The following is a 16,331-nucleotide window of genomic DNA, read 5'->3' on the forward strand; positions in this document are numbered from 1 at the left end:
GCGCAGACCCGCCCACGCGCTTGCGCCTTTCCCGCCTCGCGGGTAAATTGTTGACAATTATTCGAGACAAGCCCGCCAATTCCGCATTCCACTCGCCAATACGAGCCAGATTGTCGACACCATGAGCCAGATCATCACGCTCCCGAACGCCGCGCCAGGCGATGGCGAAACGCTGTCGGACCAGATCTTCAAGAAGATCCAGGCCGCCATCGTCAAGGGCGAGATGGCGCCGGGCAGCAAGATTTCCGAGCCCGAGCTGGCCCGCGTCCATGGCGTCAGCCGCGGCCCGCTGCGCGAGGCGCTGCACCGCCTGGAAGGCCAGAAGCTGCTGGTGCGCGTGCCGCACGCCGGCGCGCGGGTGGTGTCGCTGAGCCAGCAGGAACTGTGCGAGCTGTACGAAATCCGTGAATCACTCGAAGGCATGGCCTGCCGCCTGGCCGCCGAGCGCATGCCGGCCGCCGAGGTGCAGGAATTGCGCCGCGTGCTGGAAGCGCACGAGCGCGACGAGGCATTCCAGGCGGGCCTGGGCTACTACCAGCAGGAGGGCGACTACGACTTCCACTACCGCATCGTCAAGGGCAGCGGCAACCAGATGCTGTTCCGCATGCTGTGCGACGAGCTCTACCAGCTCGCGCGCATGTACCGCATCCAGTACTCGACCACGCCCAACCGCCCCCGGCAGTCCTATGCCGAGCACCACCGCATTCTCGACGCCATCGCCGACCGCGATGGCGAGCTGGCTGAACTCCTGATGCGCCGCCACATCCGCGCATCCCGTCTCAACATCGAACAACAGATCGCCCAGGGCAACCTTCGGCGTACCGAGGCATGATGAACAAATCCTATCGCAAGCCCCTGCCGGGCACCCGCCTGGACTACTTTGATGCGCGCGCCGCCGTCGAGGCCATCGCGCCCGGCGCCTATGACGGCCTGCCGTACACCTCGCGCGTGCTGGCGGAAAACCTGGTGCGCCGCTGCGAGCCCGCGCAGTTGACGGACGCGCTCAAGCAGCTGATCGAACGCCGCCGCGACCTGGACTTCCCCTGGTATCCGGCGCGCGTGGTCTGTCATGACATCCTGGGCCAGACCGCGCTGGTCGACCTGGCCGGCCTGCGCGACGCCATCGCCGACAAGGGCGGCGACCCGTCCAAGGTCAACCCGGTGGTGCCGGTGCAGCTGATCGTGGACCACTCGCTGGCCGTGGAATACGGCGGCGACGATCCCGATGCCTTCGCCAAGAACCGCGCCGTCGAGGACCGCCGCAACGAAGACCGCTTCCATTTCATCGACTGGACCAAGCAGGCCTTCCGCAACATCGACATCGTGCAGCCGGGCAACGGCATCATGCACCAGATCAACCTGGAACGCATGTCGCCGGTGGTCCACGCGCAGGACGGCGTGGCCTACCCCGACACGCTGGTCGGCACCGACAGCCACACCCCGCACGTGGACGCGCTGGGCGTGATCGCCATCGGCGTGGGCGGCCTGGAAGCCGAGAACGTGATGCTGGGCCGCGCGTCCTGGATGCGCCTGCCCGACATCATCGGCGTGGAACTGTCCGGCCGCCCCGGCCCCGGCATCACCGCCACCGACGTGGTGCTGACGCTGACCGAATTCCTGCGCAAGGAAAAGGTCGTGGGTGCATACCTGGAGTTCTACGGCGCCGGCGCCGCCGCGCTGACGCTGGGCGACCGCGCCACCATCTCGAACATGGCGCCCGAGTACGGCGCCACCGCCGCGATGTTCGCCATCGACCAGCAGACCATCGACTACCTGCGCCTGACCGGCCGCGAGGACGAGCAGATCGCGCTGGTCGAGACCTACGCCAAGACCGCCGGCCTGTGGGCCGACAGCCTGGCGCAGGCGCAGTACGAGCGCGTGCTGCGCTTCGACCTGTCCACCGTGGTGCGCACGCTGGCCGGCCCGTCCAACCCGCACCGCCGCCTGCCGGTCGCGGACCTGGCCGAGCGCGGCATCGCCGGCAAGGTCGAGAACCAGCCCGGCCTGATGCCCGACGGCGCCGTCATCATCGCCGCCATCACCAGCTGCACCAATACCAGCAACCCGCGCAACGTGATCGCCGCCGGCCTGCTGGCGCGCAACGCCAACCGCGCCGGGCTCACGCGCAAGCCCTGGGTCAAGAGCTCGCTGGCGCCCGGCTCCAAGGCCGTCGCGCTGTACCTGGACGAAGCCGGCCTGACCACGGAACTGGAACAGCTGGGCTTCGGCGTGGTCGCCTTCGCCTGTACCACATGCAACGGCATGTCCGGCGCGCTGGATCCCAAGATCCAGCAGGAGATCATCGACCGCGACCTCTATTCCACCGCCGTGCTGTCGGGCAACCGGAACTTCGACGGCCGCATCCACCCCTACGCCAAGCAGGCCTTCCTGGCCTCGCCGCCCCTGGTGGTGGCCTACGCCATCGCCGGCACCATCCGCTTCGACATCGAGCGCGACGTGCTGGGCACGGACGCCAGCGGCCGCGAGATCCGGCTCAAGGACATCTGGCCCACCGACGCCGAGATCGACGCCGTGGTCAAGGCCTCCGTCAAGCCCGAGCAGTTCCGCAAGGTCTACGCGCCCATGTTCGGCATCCAGGACGAGCGCCGCGCCGCCGTCGATCCGCTGTACCCCTGGCGCCCGCAGAGCACCTATATCCGCCGCCCGCCGTACTGGGAAGGCGCGCTGGCCGGCGCGCGCACGCTGCGCGGCATGCGCCCGCTGGCCGTGCTGGGCGACAACATCACCACCGACCACCTGTCGCCGTCCAACGCCATCCTGATGGACAGCGCCGCCGGCGAATACCTGCACAAGATGGGCCTGCCGGAAGAGGACTTCAACTCCTACGCCACCCATCGCGGCGATCACCTGACCGCGCAGCGCGCCACCTTCGCCAACCCCAAGCTGTTCAATGAAATGGTGAAGAACGCCGACGGCACGGTGCAGCAGGGCTCGCTGGCCCGCGTCGAGCCGCAAGGCCAGGTCATGCGCATGTGGGAAGCCATCGAGACCTACATGGACCGCAAGCAGCCGCTGATCATCGTGGCCGGCGCCGACTACGGCCAGGGCTCGTCGCGCGACTGGGCCGCCAAGGGCGTGCGTCTGGCCGGCGTGGAAGCCATCGTGGCCGAGGGCTTCGAGCGCATCCACCGCACCAACCTGATCGGCATGGGCGTGCTGCCGCTGGAGTTCAAGCCCGGCGTCGACCGCAAAACGCTGGCGCTGGACGGCACCGAGACCTACGACGTGATCGGCGAGCGCAAGCCGCGCGCCGACCTGACCCTGGTCATCCACCGCGCCAACGGCGACACCGTGCAAGCCGCGGTGACCTGCCGCCTGGACACGGCCGAGGAAGTCTCCATCTACGAAGCCGGCGGCGTGCTGCAGCGCTTCGCCCAGGACTTCCTGGAAGCCGAATCGGCCGGCGCGGCCAAGCAGGCCGGCTGAGGCCAGGCCACGGCCAGCGGGCGCTCCGATCCCGGCGCGCCCGCCTCCCCCAATCAACCCGACAGACCCCGAGGACCGCGACATGGCCCACGCTCCCCAGACCAAGATTGCCGCCACCTACATGCGCGGCGGCACCAGCAAAGGCGTGTTCTTCAAGCTGGACGACCTGCCCGAATCGGCCCGCGCCCCCGGCGCCGCGCGCGACGCGCTGCTGATGCGCGTGATCGGCAGCCCCGACCCCTACGGCAAGCAGATCGACGGCATGGGCGCGGCCACCTCCAGCACCAGCAAGACCGTCATCATCGGCAAGAGCAGCCGGCCCGGCCACGACGTCGACTACCTGTTCGGCCAGGTCTCCATCGACCAGGCCTTCGTCGACTGGAGCGGCAACTGCGGCAACCTGTCGGCGGCCGTCGGCCCCTTCGCCATCAGCAACGGCCTGGTCGACCCGGCCCGCGTGCCGCGCGACGGCATCGCCACCATCCGCATCTGGCAGGCCAATATCGGCAAGACCATCATCGCCCACGTGCCGATGACGAACGGCGAAGTGCAGGAAACCGGCGACTTCGAACTGGACGGCGTGACCTTCCCCGCCGCCGAGCTGCAGCTGGAGTTCATGGACCCGGCCGAGGATGGCGACGGCGGCTCGATGTTCCCCACCGGCAAGCTGGTGGACGACCTGGAAGTGCCCGGCGTGGGCACCTTCAAGGCCACCATGATCAACTCCGGCATTCCCACCATCTTCCTGGACGCCGAGGCGCTGGGCTACACCGGCGCCGAACTGCAGGAAGACATCAACGGCGACGCCGCCGCGCTGGCGCGCTTCGAGACCATCCGCGCCCACGGCGCGCTGCGCATGGGCCTGATCAAGTCGCTGGAAGAGGCCGCGTCCCGCCAGCACACGCCCAAGGTCGCCTTCGTCGCGCGCCCGCGCGACTACGTGGCCTCCAGCGGCAAGAAGATCGGCGCCGGCGACATCGACGTGCTGGTGCGCGCCTTGTCCATGGGCAAGCTGCACCACGCCATGATGGGCACCGCCTCGGTCGCCATCGCCACGGCGGCGGCCGTGCCCGGCACCCTGGTCAATCTGGCCGCCGGCGGCGGCGAGCGCGACCAGGTCTGCTTCGGCCACCCCTCGGGCACGCTGCGCGTCGGCGCGCAGGCACAGTTGGTGGACGGCGAATGGAAGGTCACCAAGGCCATCATGAGCCGCAGCGCCCGCATCCTGATGGAAGGCCGCGTGCACGTGCCGCGCGTAGGCTTCTGATCCTCGGGAAAAAGCCGTCCCCGGCCGCGCCTGGCAAGAAGCGCGCAATGCCCGGCATCCTCGCGGGCCGGGCGAGGCGGGCCTTGCGCCCGCCCCGGCTATGCGCCGCGCATCCTACAGATAGGACAGCGTGACGACATAGTTCCTGGTCTTGCCCTGCGCGCCTTCGCGCGCCGGGAGCGGGTCCACGCGCACCTGCACGTGCCTGGCGCTGCGCATGGATGCGTCCACGGGCCGGCCCGCCGCGCGGGCCCGCTCGGCTTCGCATTCGACGCTGACCTGCAGGCTGCCCGGACGCGTCTTGGGCAAGCAGCTCGCGGGCTCCACGACGGCGCCGTAGAAACGGATCTCTCCGCCCTGGGCATGGACCATGGATACAGCGCCGGCGACGCTGAGGAGCAAGACCGGTAGACAACGACGTGGCGTAATCATGGCGCCTCCTGACAACGAAGCGCCGGCATTCGATAAGCCGGCCGACCTTCATTGCATTAACGACCTACGCACATCGAATTTAATGGTGCGGTCTAGGACTCTGCGCTTGAGACTTTCCCTTAATTGCGCCGCAACAGCACGACCGGAAAGAGCGCGCGCGAAAGACATTGCGGCGCCGACCATGCGCCGCAACACACCGGAAATTGCCGAGGCCCGAGGCTAGTTCGCGGCCTGCTGCGCCGCACTAGAGACTATTACGTCGAATTGCCGATCCAGTCCGTCCAACGCCTGCTGTATATGCAAACGGCGTGTTTTGATCCACGCATCCTGCTCCGCCAGGCGCGCGCCCGCGTCCTTCAGCATGCGCGCCATCTCGGCGGGCTGCGGGCCGCCGATGGTGGCGCGGCTGTTCACGATGGCCACCGGATCCAGCGCGGCGCGGAATTCGGCCTCGCTCATCGGCAGCTCGGTCCCGTACTTCGAATCCTTCTGCGCCTCGGCATAGATGCGGCGCGCCTCGGCGTAGGGAAAATCCAGCGGCTTGATGCCGTGGGTCTTGGCATGGGCCACGACTTCCGACGCGAAATGATGGCCATCGCGGAACGGCAGCTTGTACTTGCGCATCAGCAGGTCCGCCAGTTCCTGCGAGGCGGTCCAATCGCTGTTCAGCTCCTCCAGCGCCCGGTCCGGGCTGATGACCAGGGCCTTGAGCACGCGGTCCCAGCGCTTGAGCGCCGCGATGCCGCTGTCCACCATCGCCGAGTTCTGCTTCACGTCCTTTGGATCGCTCATGCCCGGCGTGATGTTGTGCGTCTGCAGGAGCGGCCCCATCGCCAGCGTCAGCGCCGTGGACGCATCGCTGCGCGTGTCGTTGAGCAGGCCCGGGTTGCGCTTCTGCGGCATGGCGCTGGACACGTAGGTATTGCCGCCACCCTCTTCCAGCAGGATCCACGGGCGCGACTGCGCGTACTGCGTCATCACGTCCTCGACGAAGTTGCCGGTGCGCAGCGCGATGCTGGCGACGATAGACGCCACCTCCACCGGCTGGTCCATGGACGAGATCTGCGCGGCGTCGTAGGCGTTTTCCACCAGCGCCTCGAAGCCCAGATAGCGCGCCATGCGCTCGCGGTCCAGCGGCCAGCTGGTGCCGTTGAGCACCGTGGTGCCCATCGGCGAACGGTCGATGCGGACATACGCCTCGCGGATGCGCTGCGCATCGCGCAGCAGCCCCGCCGCCTGCCCCAGCAGGTAGTGGCCGTAGCTGTTGGGCTGCGCGGCCACGCCGTTGGTGTAGTTGGGCACGATGGTGGCGGCATGGCGGCCTGCCAGCGCCACCAGCGTCGCGCTGGTCTGGTTCAGCTGATCGGCCAGTTCCAGCAGCTTGTCGCGCAGGATGGCGCTGCGGTAGGTGGCGTGCATGTCCTGGCTGGAGCGCCCGGCATGCAGCAGGGTCACGTCCTCGCCCGCCGCCTTGATCAGCAGCGGCTCGAACGAGATCACCGTGGACGGCCGCCGGGCGCCGGGTTGGGCGCCCGCCTCGAGCACCTTGGCCAGCCCCGCCGCCAGCCTCGGCGCCATGCTCTTGTCGAGCAGGCCCTGGTCGGTATTGATGACCAGCGTGGCCTTGTTGATCTCGCCGAGCCAATAGAAGGGATCGCGCTGCTGGACGGGCTTGGACTCGGTCTGCGCGGTCGCGCAGGCAGCGGTCAGGACGAGCGCAAGCGCAAGGACGAGGCGTGTGAACATGGCGGTCTCGGCGGAGGCAATGCCGGCCAGTGTAGTCAGCCCCGGGCCGGCGCGACACCCAGGCTTGTGCTTATACGCAGATCCTGTCGGCTGCGCCAAGGCGCGCCTTTCTCAAGCGGGCGGCGGGGCGCCGTCCTCGGTCGGCCAGTAATAGGAATCCGGCGTATTGCGCGCGCCGAAGATGGCCTGCCCCACGCGCACCACGGTGGCGCCTTCCTCGATGGCGATTTCGTAGTCGCCCGACATGCCCATCGACAACTCGTCCAGCCCGACGCCTGCGGGCGCGTCCTGGCGCAGCCGGTCGCGCAGCGTGCGCAGCAGCACGAAACACTGGCGCACGCGCTCGGCCTCGGCCGAGAACAGCGCCAGCGTCATGAAGCCGCGCACCCGCAAGCCGGAATAGGCCGGCATCTGCCGCAGGAAGGCCGCGGCCTCGTCGGGCTGCAGGCCGTACTTGCTGGCCTCGCCGGAGGTATTGATCTGCACGTACACGTCCAGCGCGCGGCCCTCGGCCTGCAGGCGACGATCCAGCGCCTCGGCCACGCGCAGGCTGTCCAGCGCCTGGAACTCGGCCGCGTAGCGCGCCACCAGCTTGGCCTTGTTGGTCTGCAGATGGCCGATGACCGACCAGCGCAGGTCCGTCAGGTCAGCCATGGCTTCCCATTTGCGCGACACTTCCTGCAGCTTGTTCTCGCCCAGGTAGCGGCAGCCGGCCTGGTAGGCCAGGCGGATGCGCGCCTCGTCCACCGTCTTGCTTACCGGCAGCAGGCGCACGCTGTCCGGCGCGCGCCCGGCGCGGCGGGCCGCGTCGGCGATGCGCTGGTTGACCGTGGCCAGGTTGCGGCGGAAATCCTCCACCGACTCGGCGCGCGGCCAGCGGCCGTGCTGGTCATGCTGGGTTTGGGTTTGCGCGGGCGCGTCGCCCGCCTCCTGATCGATTGCTTCGCTCATGCCTGAACCTCGCGCATCGAAGCGATGCATTGTCGGCGTCGCTTCGTTTTTGTCATAGGTCAAATATTATCACGCGCCGAGAGCCGCGATGCATGAATGACATGACGCCAACGCGGGCTTGTACCGACGCGTCCGCCGGCTGCGTTACTCTCTCTGCCTCACGCGCGCCGCATCGACCGGACCGGCCGCCCCACTTCCGTCGCTGGACGCCGAATGAACTACCTGCTGTGGTCGCTCCCCATGCTCGTCATCGCCGGCGCGATCGCCATCGCGCGGCTGAACGCCACGCAGGCCGCCGCGCTGGGACTGCTGGCCACGGTGCCCGTGGCCATCTACGCCGGCGACACGGCCTTCGGCGGCGCGCAGCTGGTCCAGGCTCTGGAACGCGGCGCCTGGATCGGCGCCACCATCGCGCCCTACATCCTGGGCGGGCTGCTGTTCTGGCAAGCGGCCGCGCACGGCGCCAGCGCGCAGGCGGACGGCGGCGCGGCAAGCCCCGCCGACGCCCGCGACCGGCGTCGCCTGCTGTTCTTCGCCTGTTTCCTGGTCGGCCCCTACGCCGAGGCGGCCACCGGCTTCGGCGTGGGCATGCTGGGCACCGTGGCGCTGCTGCGCGGCCAGCGCATCGCGCCGCGCCACCTGATGGTCTTCGCGCTGTTGAGCCAGACGCTGATCCCCTGGGGCGCCATGAGCAGCGGCACGCTGCTGGCCTCGGCCTATGCGCGCATGACCGGCACGGAACTGGCGCTATACGCGATGGTTCCCAGCGCCGCGCTGATGGCGCTGGTGTGGCTGCCGCTGTACTGGCGCACCGCCAGCCGGGCCGGTTTCGATCCGCAATCGGGCGGCAAAGCCACGGAGCGCCTGCGCGAAGCCGGCTGGATCGCGGCCGCGCTGGCCCTGCTCGCCGCGTTCACCGCCTGGCTCGGCCCCGAGACCGCGCTGCTGGCCGCCTACGGCCCGCTGATCACGCTGCGCTATCTGCTCGACCGCCGCCCGGACCGCCGCGCCTTCGCCGCGACCGCGCGCCGCATGCTGCCCTATGCCGCGCTGATCGCGGCGCTGGCGCTGACGCGCCTGGTTCCGGAATGGCGCGCCGCCCTGGCGGCCGTCGGCCGTATCGCCCCCTACGCCGACCTGCCGGCCTGGTCACCGCTGCTGCACGCCGGCTCCTGGCTGATCGCGGCCGGCGTGCTGACCGCCGCGCTGCGCGGCCAGGCCGCCCGGCTGCCGCGCGAGGCGCGCGCCGCCTGGGCCACCGGCCGCCACGCCGTGATGACCGTGTTCCTGTTCGCCATGATGGCCGAGATACTGGCCGCCGCCGGCATCTCACAGGCCTTCGCGCGCGGCATGTTCGACGCGCTGGGCCAGGGCGCCGTGGTCGTCGCGCCATTGTTCTCTGCCGCCTTCGGCGTGCTGACCAACAGCGGCAACATGCCCAACAGCCTGTTCATGCCGGCCCAGACCGCCATCGCCGTGCAGGCCGGCCTGAGCGTGCCGGCGGTGGCCGCGCTGCAACATGTCAGCGGCACCGCCATGAGCCTGTTCTCGCCGGTGCGCATGTCGATCGCGGCCAACCTGGCCGAGGGCCGTGGCGAGGAACGCAAGGTCTACGCGGCGCTGCTGCCCTGCGCGCTGGCCGCGCTGGCGCTGTTGCTGCTGATGGCGCTGGCGATCGCGCTGTCGCCCCGGCCTTGAGCGGCAAGCCGCGCACGACACCGGCAAGCCTGCCACGTCGCGGGCCGCGTTAGTCCCGATCGCGCGACCGGCAAGCGGCCCGTATCATCGCCGGGTCCGCACAAGAGCACGAGGGGAACGGGATGGAAACCATGGACAGGCAGCTACGCTATTTCATCTGCATCGCGGAACTGGGGTCCCTGTCCCGCGCGGCCGACGCGCTGGACCAGACCCAATCGGGACTGAGCCGCCAGCTGGCCTCGCTGGAGGCCCGCATCGGCCAGCCGCTGTTCTTGCGCACCGGGCGCGGCGTGGAGCTGACCGAGGCCGGCAAGCTGCTCTACGATGCCACCCAGCCGGCCTACCGCGGCATCGACCTGGCGGTCGAGCGCATGCGGCACCAGGGCGTGACGCAGGGCACGCTGCGACTGGCCGCCGTGCACACCCTCAGTTACTACTACACCGCCGACCTGGTGGCCGGCTTCGTCAGCGCGCATCCATCGGTGAACCTGTCCATCATGGGCCGCAGCTCGCCCGAAGTGGTGGCCCTGGTGGAAAGCGGCAAGGCCGACCTGGGCCTGGTCTACGACTCGGCGGTGGATTCCGGCACGCTGGAATCCTGTCCCCTGTTCGACGACGACATGGCGCTCATCGTGCGCCACGACAGTCCGCTGTCCGGCCCGCAGGACCTGGCCGCGCTGTCACTGCGGCTGGTCGGCTTTCCGCCGCACTACGCGCTGCGCCGCATGATCCAGAGCGCCGGCCTGCAGCCGGATTTCGCCGCCGAGGCCGAGACCATCGACGCCATGCTCAGGCTGGTGTCCTCGGGCGTGGGCGACTGCATCCTGCCCGCCCGCATCCCTGACAAGCTGCTGGACGACTACGGCCTGCGCAAGCTGCCGGTGGCCCGGCCGCTGCTGCGCCGCCGCGTGGTGGCGGTGACACAGGCCGGCAAGCCGCGCACGCCCTTGCTCAAGGAATTCCTGAGCCGCGTCGAACAGCTGGCCGGCGAGCTGCGCGGCGGCGCCCCGGCATAGCTGCTATGAGCTGAGGTGCATGGCTGCCGGCGGCGGCCCTCTCCACAATAGGGTCAGGTTGCGCGCATGCCGCGCCAACACAGAACCATAAAACGGAGACTCCCCGCATGAACCCCGCCGCCCTCAGGGAAAAATCGTATTTCGACCAGCGCGCCACGCAGGAGATGCAGCAGCACCTGCGCGCCGTGCCCCGCAGCATCCAGGAGACCATGGCCCATGCCTGCCGCATCCTGGCGATGACGGAACAGGAGGCCGGGCTGGCCGGCCAGATCAGCGTGCGCTCGGAACGCCCCGGCGCCTACTGGACGCTGCGCTTCGGCCTGGGCTTCGACGAGGCCACGCCCGCCGACTTCATCGAAGTGGACCGCGACCTGCACACGCTCACCGGCGAGGGCATGGCCAACCCCGCCACGCGCTTTCACCTGTGGGTGTACGAGGCCCGGCCCGATGTGCAGTCCATCATCCACACGCACTCGCCCTGGGCCTCGGCGCTGGCCGCCGCGCGCCAGCCGCTGGTGATCGCGCAGATGGACATGACGCCGCTGCACGACGACTGCGCCTTCCTGGGCGAATGGCCCGGCGTGCCGATCGCCGACCAGGAAGGCGTGCTGATCTCCGAGGCGCTGGGCGCCAAGCGCGCCATCATCCTGGCGCACCACGGCTACCTGACCGCCGGCGCGTCCTGTGAGGAAGCGACCTATCTGTCCGTCTACCTGGAGCGCGCCGCGCGCATGCAGATCCGCGCCCAGGCCTTCGGCCCGCTCACGCCGGTGGATGACGCGCTGGCGCGCGAGGCGCACGACTACCTGCTCAAGCCGGCCATCGTGCGCGCCACCTTCGACTACTGGGTCCGCCAGACGCGCGGCATCCCCGCCCTGCCGGCCTGAGCGCCGCTCCTTCCACACTCCTTCAAGGACGTCGCCATGACTACGCCTGCAAAGCAGGCGGCGCGCTCGCGCCGCCATTACGTCACGGCCGGGCTGGCCAGCATGATGGGCACCACCATCGAGTGGTATGACTTTTTCCTGTACGGCACCGCCGCGGCCCTGGTCTTCAACAAGATATTCTTTCCCGCCATCGACCCCATCAGCGGCACGCTGGCCGCCTTCGCCACCTATTCCGTCGGCTTCTTCGCGCGCCCGCTGGGCGGCGTGGTGTTCGGCCATTTCGGCGACAAGGTCGGACGCAAGTCCATGCTGCTCATCACGCTCTTCATGATGGGCATCCCCACCATCCTGATCGGCCTGATCCCGTCCTACGACAGCATCGGCTACTGGGCCGCCGTGCTGCTGGTGCTGATGCGCTTCCTGCAGGGCGTGGCGGTCGGCGGCGAATGGGGCGGCGCCATCCTGATGGCCGTCGAGCACGCACCCGAAGGCAAGAAGGGCTTCTTCGGCAGCCTGCCTCAGACCGGCGTGGCGCCGGGCCTGATCCTGTCCTCGCTGGCCATGGGCGCGGTCGCCGCGCTGCCCGAAGAGGACATGCTGTCCTGGGGCTGGCGCATTCCCTTCCTGGCCAGCGTGGTGCTGCTGCTGGTGGGCTGGTTCATCCGCGCCAAGGTCGCCGAATCGCCCGACTTCGAGCGCATGCGCGAACAGGGCGACAAGGTCGAGGTGCCGGCGCTGGTGGTGCTGCGCCGCTATCCGCGCGAAGTGCTGATCGTGGTCGGCGGCCGGCTGGCCGAAGTGACCTGGTTCTACACCGTGGTCACCTTCTCGCTGGCCTATGCCACGGGCACGCTGGGCATCCCGCGCGCCACCATGCTGGACGCCACCGTCTGGGGCGCGACGCTGGCGCTGTTCACCATGCCGCTGTGCGGCGTGCTGGGCGACCGCATCGGCTTCAAGTGGATCTTCATGGCCGGCGCGGCGGGTATCCTGCTGTTCGCGCCCATGTTCTTCTCGATGCTGCAGACGCGCGATCCGGCCACGGTCACGACGGCGGTCGCCGTGGCGGTGGGCCTGGTCTACGCCGCGCTGTACGGCCCGCAAGGCGGTCTGTTCTCGGCCCAGTTCCCGCCAGAAGTGCGCTACAGCGGCATCTCGCTGGCGGTGCAGGTGTCGGGCGCCATCGGCGGCGGGCTGGCGCCGCTGGTCGCCACGTCACTGCTGGCCTATGGCGGCGGCGACCCGCGCTACATTGTCTGGTATCTGAGCGCGCTGGGCCTGGTCGCCATCGCCAGCGCGTTCTTCATGCACCGGCCCACGCGCTTCGCGCTGCCGGCCGGCGCCCGCCTGGAGGCCCGCCCATGAAACCGTCGCACCTCGACTACTACTTCTGGCTGAATTCCGACTGGGCCTACCTGGGCGCCGACCGCCTGGAGGCGCTGGCGCGGCGCCAGAACGTGGCCATCCGCTACAAGCCGGTCGACCTGCCCCACGTCTACGCGCGCACCGGCGGCGTGCTGCTGGGCCAGCGCTCGCGGGAACGGCAAAACTACCGCGTCGCCGAGCTGCGCCGCTGGTGCCGCAAGCTGGGCATCCCGGTCAACCCGCACCCCGCCCATATGTGCCCGAACGCCGACCAGGCCTCGCGCATCGTGATCGCGGCGGACCTGCAGGGGCTGCCGGTGGCGGCGCTGTACAAGGCCATCCTGCATGCCGAGTGGTGCGAGGACCGCGACATCTCGTCCGAACCCACGCTGCGCGAGATCGTGGCCGCGCAGGGCCTGGACGCCGACGCCCTGCTGCGCGCGGTGGCCGCGCCGGACATCGAGCAACGCTACCGGCAATACACCGACGAGGCGGTGGCCGCCGGCGTATTCGGCTCGCCGTCGTATGTCTATGCGGGCGAGCTGTTCTGGGGCCAGGACCGGCTGGAGATGCTGGAAGAGGCGATCGCGGCGGCGTGACGCATATCCCGCCGCAACGCGCGGCGGGATATGCGCGGGCAACCCCTTATGCGATGCTCTGGCGCAGGTCCCGCGCCAGTTGCGCGCACTGTTCCGGCTCGATATCGGAAAGGGTCACGCGCAGCCCAGGCACGGGATCCTGCACGCAGAAGGCCTCGCCATGGCGCAGCAGCCAGCCGCGCCGCGCCATGGCCAGCGCGACGGCCTGGTCATCCGCCTGTAGCGGAATCCACAGATTGAGTCCGTCGCCCTGCGCCGCATGCGGCAGGCCCTGCGTGCGCAGCGCGTCTTCCAGGCAGGCGCGGCGGCGCACGTAGTCCTCGCGCGCCCGCGCCATCAATTGCGCCACCTCGGTCTGGCCCAGCGCCGCCTCGACCATGTCCTGCAAGACATGGCTGACCCAGCTGGTGCCCGAGGCCAGCCGCAAGCGCAGCTGCCGCGACGTGGCCGCGTCGCTGGCCACCAGCGCCACGCGAATGTCCGGCCCCAGCGCCTTGGTCAGCGACCGCACCAGCGCCCAGCACGGCGCGCCCGTGGGCAGCGCCGAATGATAGGCCGCGTTGGACAGCAGCGCGAAATGATCATCCACGATGGCCAGGACCTGCGGATGGCGCGCCAGCACGCGCGCCAACGCCCGCGCGCGCTTCTCGCTCAGGCTGCATCCCGTGGGATTGTGCGCGCGCGGCGTGATCAGCACCGCCCGCGCGCCCTTTTCCAGCGCGGCTTCCAGCGCGCGGGGCAGCATGCCCTCGTCGTCCATCGCCACGCCGATCGCCGCCATCCCGGCCGAGCGCAGCGTGTTGATGCTGCTGAGAAAGCAGGGGTTCTCGACCGCAACCTTGTCGCCCGGCACTAGGTGCGAGGCCAGCAGCCGCTCGATCGCGTCCACCGCCCCGTGCGTCACGTTGATTTCCAAAGGCCCCGGACAATCCGGCGCCAGCCAGCCGCGCCCGTAGGTCTCCAGGCCCGCGTTGACCGTCGGTTCGCCGTAGAGCCGGGGCCGGTACGGCCGTGTCGCGAACGCCTGCGCCATGTCCGGCAGCCATTCCCGCCGGGGATTGCCGCTGGCCAGATCGGTCAGCGGCGTATCGGGCAAGGCGCCTTCCTGCTCGCCCGCGCCATAGGGATCGCGAATGACCGTGCCCAGCCGTCCCTGCGTCAACGCGATGCCGGCGGCCGCCAGCCGCTTGTACGCCGCCGCCACGGTATTGCGGTTGATGTCGAGTTCCGCCGCCAGCTCGCGCACCGGCGGCAGCGCCTGGCCCGGCAGCAACTGCTGCGACTGCACCAGCGCGCGCACGCAATCGACGATTTCGGCGGCGGTCTTTCCTTGTATCTTCATTTCGTCCCAGGACAATAGGGCTGATTGGCTGGCTATCTCGCCAGACAGGGAAGCGCCAATGCCGGAGTGTGGCACGATTGACGGCGGCGGCAAAATGCGGGCGGTCCCTGCCGCCCGGCCCACCCCTTCCGGAGTTTGATCAGCGCGCGGCGCGCATGCCGACTGCCTGCCGGGACTCAGTCGGAGAGCTTCTGCGCCTGCGTCCCCTCTACCAGCCGCCCCGCCTTGTCTATGCTCTCCCAGGACTTGCACTGCACGCTGGAGTGTTCCCCGACCGGGTACTGGACGCAATCCATCCCCACCTGGGCCCTGCCGTCCCGGAAAGGAAAGGCGAAATCGTAGCGGGCGGGAATCACCACTTTCAGGGCCTCATCGTGGAAACCCATCTTGCCGTTCTCCACGTGACGCGCCAGCCCGTCCTGGAAAAAGTCCGGACCATTGTCGTAGATGAACGGGCGCAGCACCGGGCGGTCCTGGCGATCCACGTAGACCAGGCCTTGCTCGTCCACGGCCAGCGTATGGCCATGGACGTCGTAGCTGGGCGGCGCGTCATCCTGCTCCTGCGCCGGCCAGTATTGCAGCGCCTGTGCCGGCCCCAGCGCCGCGCCCAGCAGAATCGCGCCGATGACGCGGCGTTTCACATGCATTCTTTTCTCCTTGGCCGCGCGCTTGCGCCGCGCGCCAGCCCGATTCAACTCCATTCGAACGTCTGCAGGGCCACGCGGGTCTGCGGATCGTAGAACAGCAGGATCTGGTCGGCCCCACCATCCCGGTAGTTCCAGCCCGGCACCGCCGCCACGAAGCGGAACGGTCGGCCGTCCTCGGTCAGCGGAAACGCATCTTCCCAATCCATCTCCGGGTTGTCGACGAACTCCAGCGGAAACAGGTCGGGATCGGCCCAGTTGCCCGCGCCCTGCGATTCCTTCCAGTCTTCCAGGAACGCCAGCCGATACTTGAGCATCTGCGCCTCGCCCTCGCGCTTGCCCAGGTCCACGTTCATCAGCAGGCCGCGCTCGGCATAGGCCGCCTTGACCTCGTCGAACGACTGTTGCTGCTTGGCGTAGTGTTCGAGCAGCTCGGGATCCTGGCTGCGCGTCTTGTCCTCGCTCATCGCCTGAAAGCAGCGCCAGTCGCCCAGCAGCTCGTAGCGGCTGTCCTCGCCCAGCCTGAAACCGATCCAGTTCCTGCGGGTGTAGTAGGAGTGATAGGCCTCGGCGCCGTCGGCGAAGTAATCGTCGTAGGGTTCGACCGGGCTCAGCAGATGGATGCGGCCGGACCAGGCGGGGTCGACGGCGGACAGGTCGATGGAGACCAGCGAATGCAGCAGCTTCGCGGCCTGGGCGGGATCGGAGGCGAAGACGTCGGCCGGATCGGGGAACGGGTGCAGGAAGGGCTGGGGTTGGGTGAAGTCGATCTTGGGGGGAGATGCGCTCATGGGCGGGAAGTCCTGTGGGAGCCTGGATCGTTACGGTGAACAAGCGGCCATGGCGGGGATGGCCATGGCCGGTTGGATGTCTGCCCGACGAGAAGATAGCAATTATTCAGCCGCTTGCCGAATCGCCCCGTCGGCCAGCCCTAAAC

14 protein-coding genes are annotated in these 16,331 nt (G+C 69.2%); 8 read left to right on the forward strand and 6 right to left on the reverse strand.

The features are described 5' to 3' along the window. Positions 1 to 121 precede the first annotated feature (121 nt). The 3 genes from KDH83_RS22765 to prpF all read left to right on the forward strand — a co-directional run bounded on the left by KDH83_RS22765 (position 122) and on the right by prpF (position 4,714). A complete protein-coding gene (locus KDH83_RS22765) occupies positions 122 to 832 on the forward strand; it encodes a GntR family transcriptional regulator (RefSeq protein ID WP_212320102.1) in 711 nt (236 codons plus the stop codon). After that, complete coding sequence (acnD, locus tag KDH83_RS22770; RefSeq protein ID WP_212320125.1) at positions 832 to 3,447, forward strand: Fe/S-dependent 2-methylisocitrate dehydratase AcnD; 2,616 nt, start codon at positions 832 to 834, stop codon at positions 3,445 to 3,447. Before KDH83_RS22765 ends, acnD begins: the two co-directional genes overlap by 1 nt. An 82-nt stretch (positions 3,448 to 3,529) precedes the next feature. Further along, the gene (prpF, locus tag KDH83_RS22775; protein WP_212320104.1) at positions 3,530 to 4,714 is read left to right on the forward strand and encodes a 2-methylaconitate cis-trans isomerase PrpF; all 1,185 of its coding nucleotides are present in this window, start codon (positions 3,530 to 3,532) and stop codon (positions 4,712 to 4,714) included. A gap of 114 nt (positions 4,715 to 4,828) precedes the next feature. Here prpF and KDH83_RS22780 read toward each other — a convergent pair whose 3' ends face one another. From KDH83_RS22780 to KDH83_RS22790, 3 genes are all read right to left on the reverse strand, one after another. Then, a complete protein-coding gene (locus KDH83_RS22780) occupies positions 4,829 to 5,086 on the reverse strand; it encodes a hypothetical protein (RefSeq protein ID WP_212320106.1) in 258 nt (85 codons plus the stop codon). Positions 5,087 to 5,365: 279 nt separating this feature from the next. Further along, entirely contained in the window at positions 5,366 to 6,892 is a 1,527-nt protein-coding gene (locus tag KDH83_RS22785) for an argininosuccinate lyase (RefSeq protein ID WP_212320108.1), read from the reverse strand. Positions 6,893 to 7,003: 111 nt separating this feature from the next. After that, positions 7,004 to 7,843, reverse strand: a complete 840-nt coding sequence (locus KDH83_RS22790) for a YggS family pyridoxal phosphate-dependent enzyme (RefSeq protein WP_212320110.1) — start codon at positions 7,841 to 7,843, stop codon at positions 7,004 to 7,006. A 213-nt stretch (positions 7,844 to 8,056) separates the two neighbouring features. On the opposite strand from KDH83_RS22790, the gene KDH83_RS22795 reads away from it, so the two are divergent. The 5 genes from KDH83_RS22795 to KDH83_RS22815 all read left to right on the forward strand — a co-directional run bounded on the left by KDH83_RS22795 (position 8,057) and on the right by KDH83_RS22815 (position 13,408). Further along, a complete protein-coding gene (locus KDH83_RS22795) occupies positions 8,057 to 9,541 on the forward strand; it encodes an L-lactate permease (protein WP_212320112.1) in 1,485 nt (494 codons plus the stop codon). Positions 9,542 to 9,663: 122 nt separating this feature from the next. After that, entirely contained in the window at positions 9,664 to 10,557 is an 894-nt protein-coding gene (locus KDH83_RS22800) for a LysR family transcriptional regulator (RefSeq protein WP_212320114.1), read from the forward strand. A gap of 107 nt (positions 10,558 to 10,664) precedes the next feature. Further along, on the forward strand, positions 10,665 to 11,444 hold the full coding sequence (locus KDH83_RS22805; protein ID WP_103271171.1) for an aldolase: 780 nt from the start codon (positions 10,665 to 10,667) through the stop codon (positions 11,442 to 11,444). A gap of 36 nt (positions 11,445 to 11,480) precedes the next feature. Further along, positions 11,481 to 12,809, forward strand: coding sequence for an MFS transporter (locus KDH83_RS22810; RefSeq protein ID WP_212320116.1), 1,329 nt, complete (start codon positions 11,481 to 11,483; stop codon positions 12,807 to 12,809). Next, complete coding sequence (locus tag KDH83_RS22815) at positions 12,806 to 13,408, forward strand: 2-hydroxychromene-2-carboxylate isomerase (protein WP_212320118.1); 603 nt, start codon at positions 12,806 to 12,808, stop codon at positions 13,406 to 13,408. Before KDH83_RS22810 ends, KDH83_RS22815 begins: the two co-directional genes overlap by 4 nt. A 46-nt stretch (positions 13,409 to 13,454) precedes the next feature. Here the strand turns inward: KDH83_RS22815 and ptsJ are convergent, their stop codons facing one another. The 3 genes from ptsJ to KDH83_RS22830 all read right to left on the reverse strand — a co-directional run bounded on the left by ptsJ (position 13,455) and on the right by KDH83_RS22830 (position 16,185). Beyond that, positions 13,455 to 14,750 carry a transcriptional regulator PtsJ gene (ptsJ, locus tag KDH83_RS22820; RefSeq protein ID WP_212320120.1) on the reverse strand — a complete coding sequence of 432 codons (1,296 nt, stop codon included), beginning with the start codon at positions 14,748 to 14,750 and terminating at the stop codon, positions 13,455 to 13,457. Positions 14,751 to 14,926: 176 nt separating this feature from the next. Beyond that, on the reverse strand, positions 14,927 to 15,397 hold the full coding sequence (locus tag KDH83_RS22825; protein WP_212320122.1) for a WG repeat-containing protein: 471 nt from the start codon (positions 15,395 to 15,397) through the stop codon (positions 14,927 to 14,929). A 44-nt stretch (positions 15,398 to 15,441) separates the two neighbouring features. Next, entirely contained in the window at positions 15,442 to 16,185 is a 744-nt protein-coding gene (locus KDH83_RS22830; protein ID WP_212320123.1) for a hypothetical protein, read from the reverse strand. Positions 16,186 to 16,331: the final 146 nt, after the last annotated feature.

The sequence above is a fragment of the Achromobacter sp. Marseille-Q0513 genome (assembly GCF_018195695.1).
Taxonomy (GTDB): domain Bacteria; phylum Pseudomonadota; class Gammaproteobacteria; order Burkholderiales; family Burkholderiaceae_B; genus Achromobacter.

Coding starts and splice junctions, on each gene's coding strand:
- KDH83_RS22795 (WP_212320112.1), top strand. CDS start 8,057: ATGAACTACCTGCTGTGGTCGCTCCCCATGCTCGTCATCGCCGGCGCG.
- KDH83_RS22785 (WP_212320108.1), bottom strand. CDS start 6,892: ATGTTCACACGCCTCGTCCTTGCGCTTGCGCTCGTCCTGACCGCTGCC.
- KDH83_RS22805 (WP_103271171.1), top strand. CDS start 10,665: ATGAACCCCGCCGCCCTCAGGGAAAAATCGTATTTCGACCAGCGCGCC.
- KDH83_RS22825 (WP_212320122.1), bottom strand. CDS start 15,397: ATGCATGTGAAACGCCGCGTCATCGGCGCGATTCTGCTGGGCGCGGCG.
- KDH83_RS22830 (WP_212320123.1), bottom strand. CDS start 16,185: ATGAGCGCATCTCCCCCCAAGATCGACTTCACCCAACCCCAGCCCTTC.
- KDH83_RS22780 (WP_212320106.1), bottom strand. CDS start 5,086: ATGGTCCATGCCCAGGGCGGAGAGATCCGTTTCTACGGCGCCGTCGTG.
- KDH83_RS22765 (WP_212320102.1), top strand. CDS start 122: ATGAGCCAGATCATCACGCTCCCGAACGCCGCGCCAGGCGATGGCGAA.
- ptsJ (WP_212320120.1), bottom strand. CDS start 14,750: ATGAAGATACAAGGAAAGACCGCCGCCGAAATCGTCGATTGCGTGCGC.
- acnD (WP_212320125.1), top strand. CDS start 832: ATGAACAAATCCTATCGCAAGCCCCTGCCGGGCACCCGCCTGGACTAC.
- KDH83_RS22800 (WP_212320114.1), top strand. CDS start 9,664: ATGGAAACCATGGACAGGCAGCTACGCTATTTCATCTGCATCGCGGAA.
- KDH83_RS22810 (WP_212320116.1), top strand. CDS start 11,481: ATGACTACGCCTGCAAAGCAGGCGGCGCGCTCGCGCCGCCATTACGTC.
- KDH83_RS22815 (WP_212320118.1), top strand. CDS start 12,806: ATGAAACCGTCGCACCTCGACTACTACTTCTGGCTGAATTCCGACTGG.
- prpF (WP_212320104.1), top strand. CDS start 3,530: ATGGCCCACGCTCCCCAGACCAAGATTGCCGCCACCTACATGCGCGGC.
- KDH83_RS22790 (WP_212320110.1), bottom strand. CDS start 7,843: ATGAGCGAAGCAATCGATCAGGAGGCGGGCGACGCGCCCGCGCAAACC.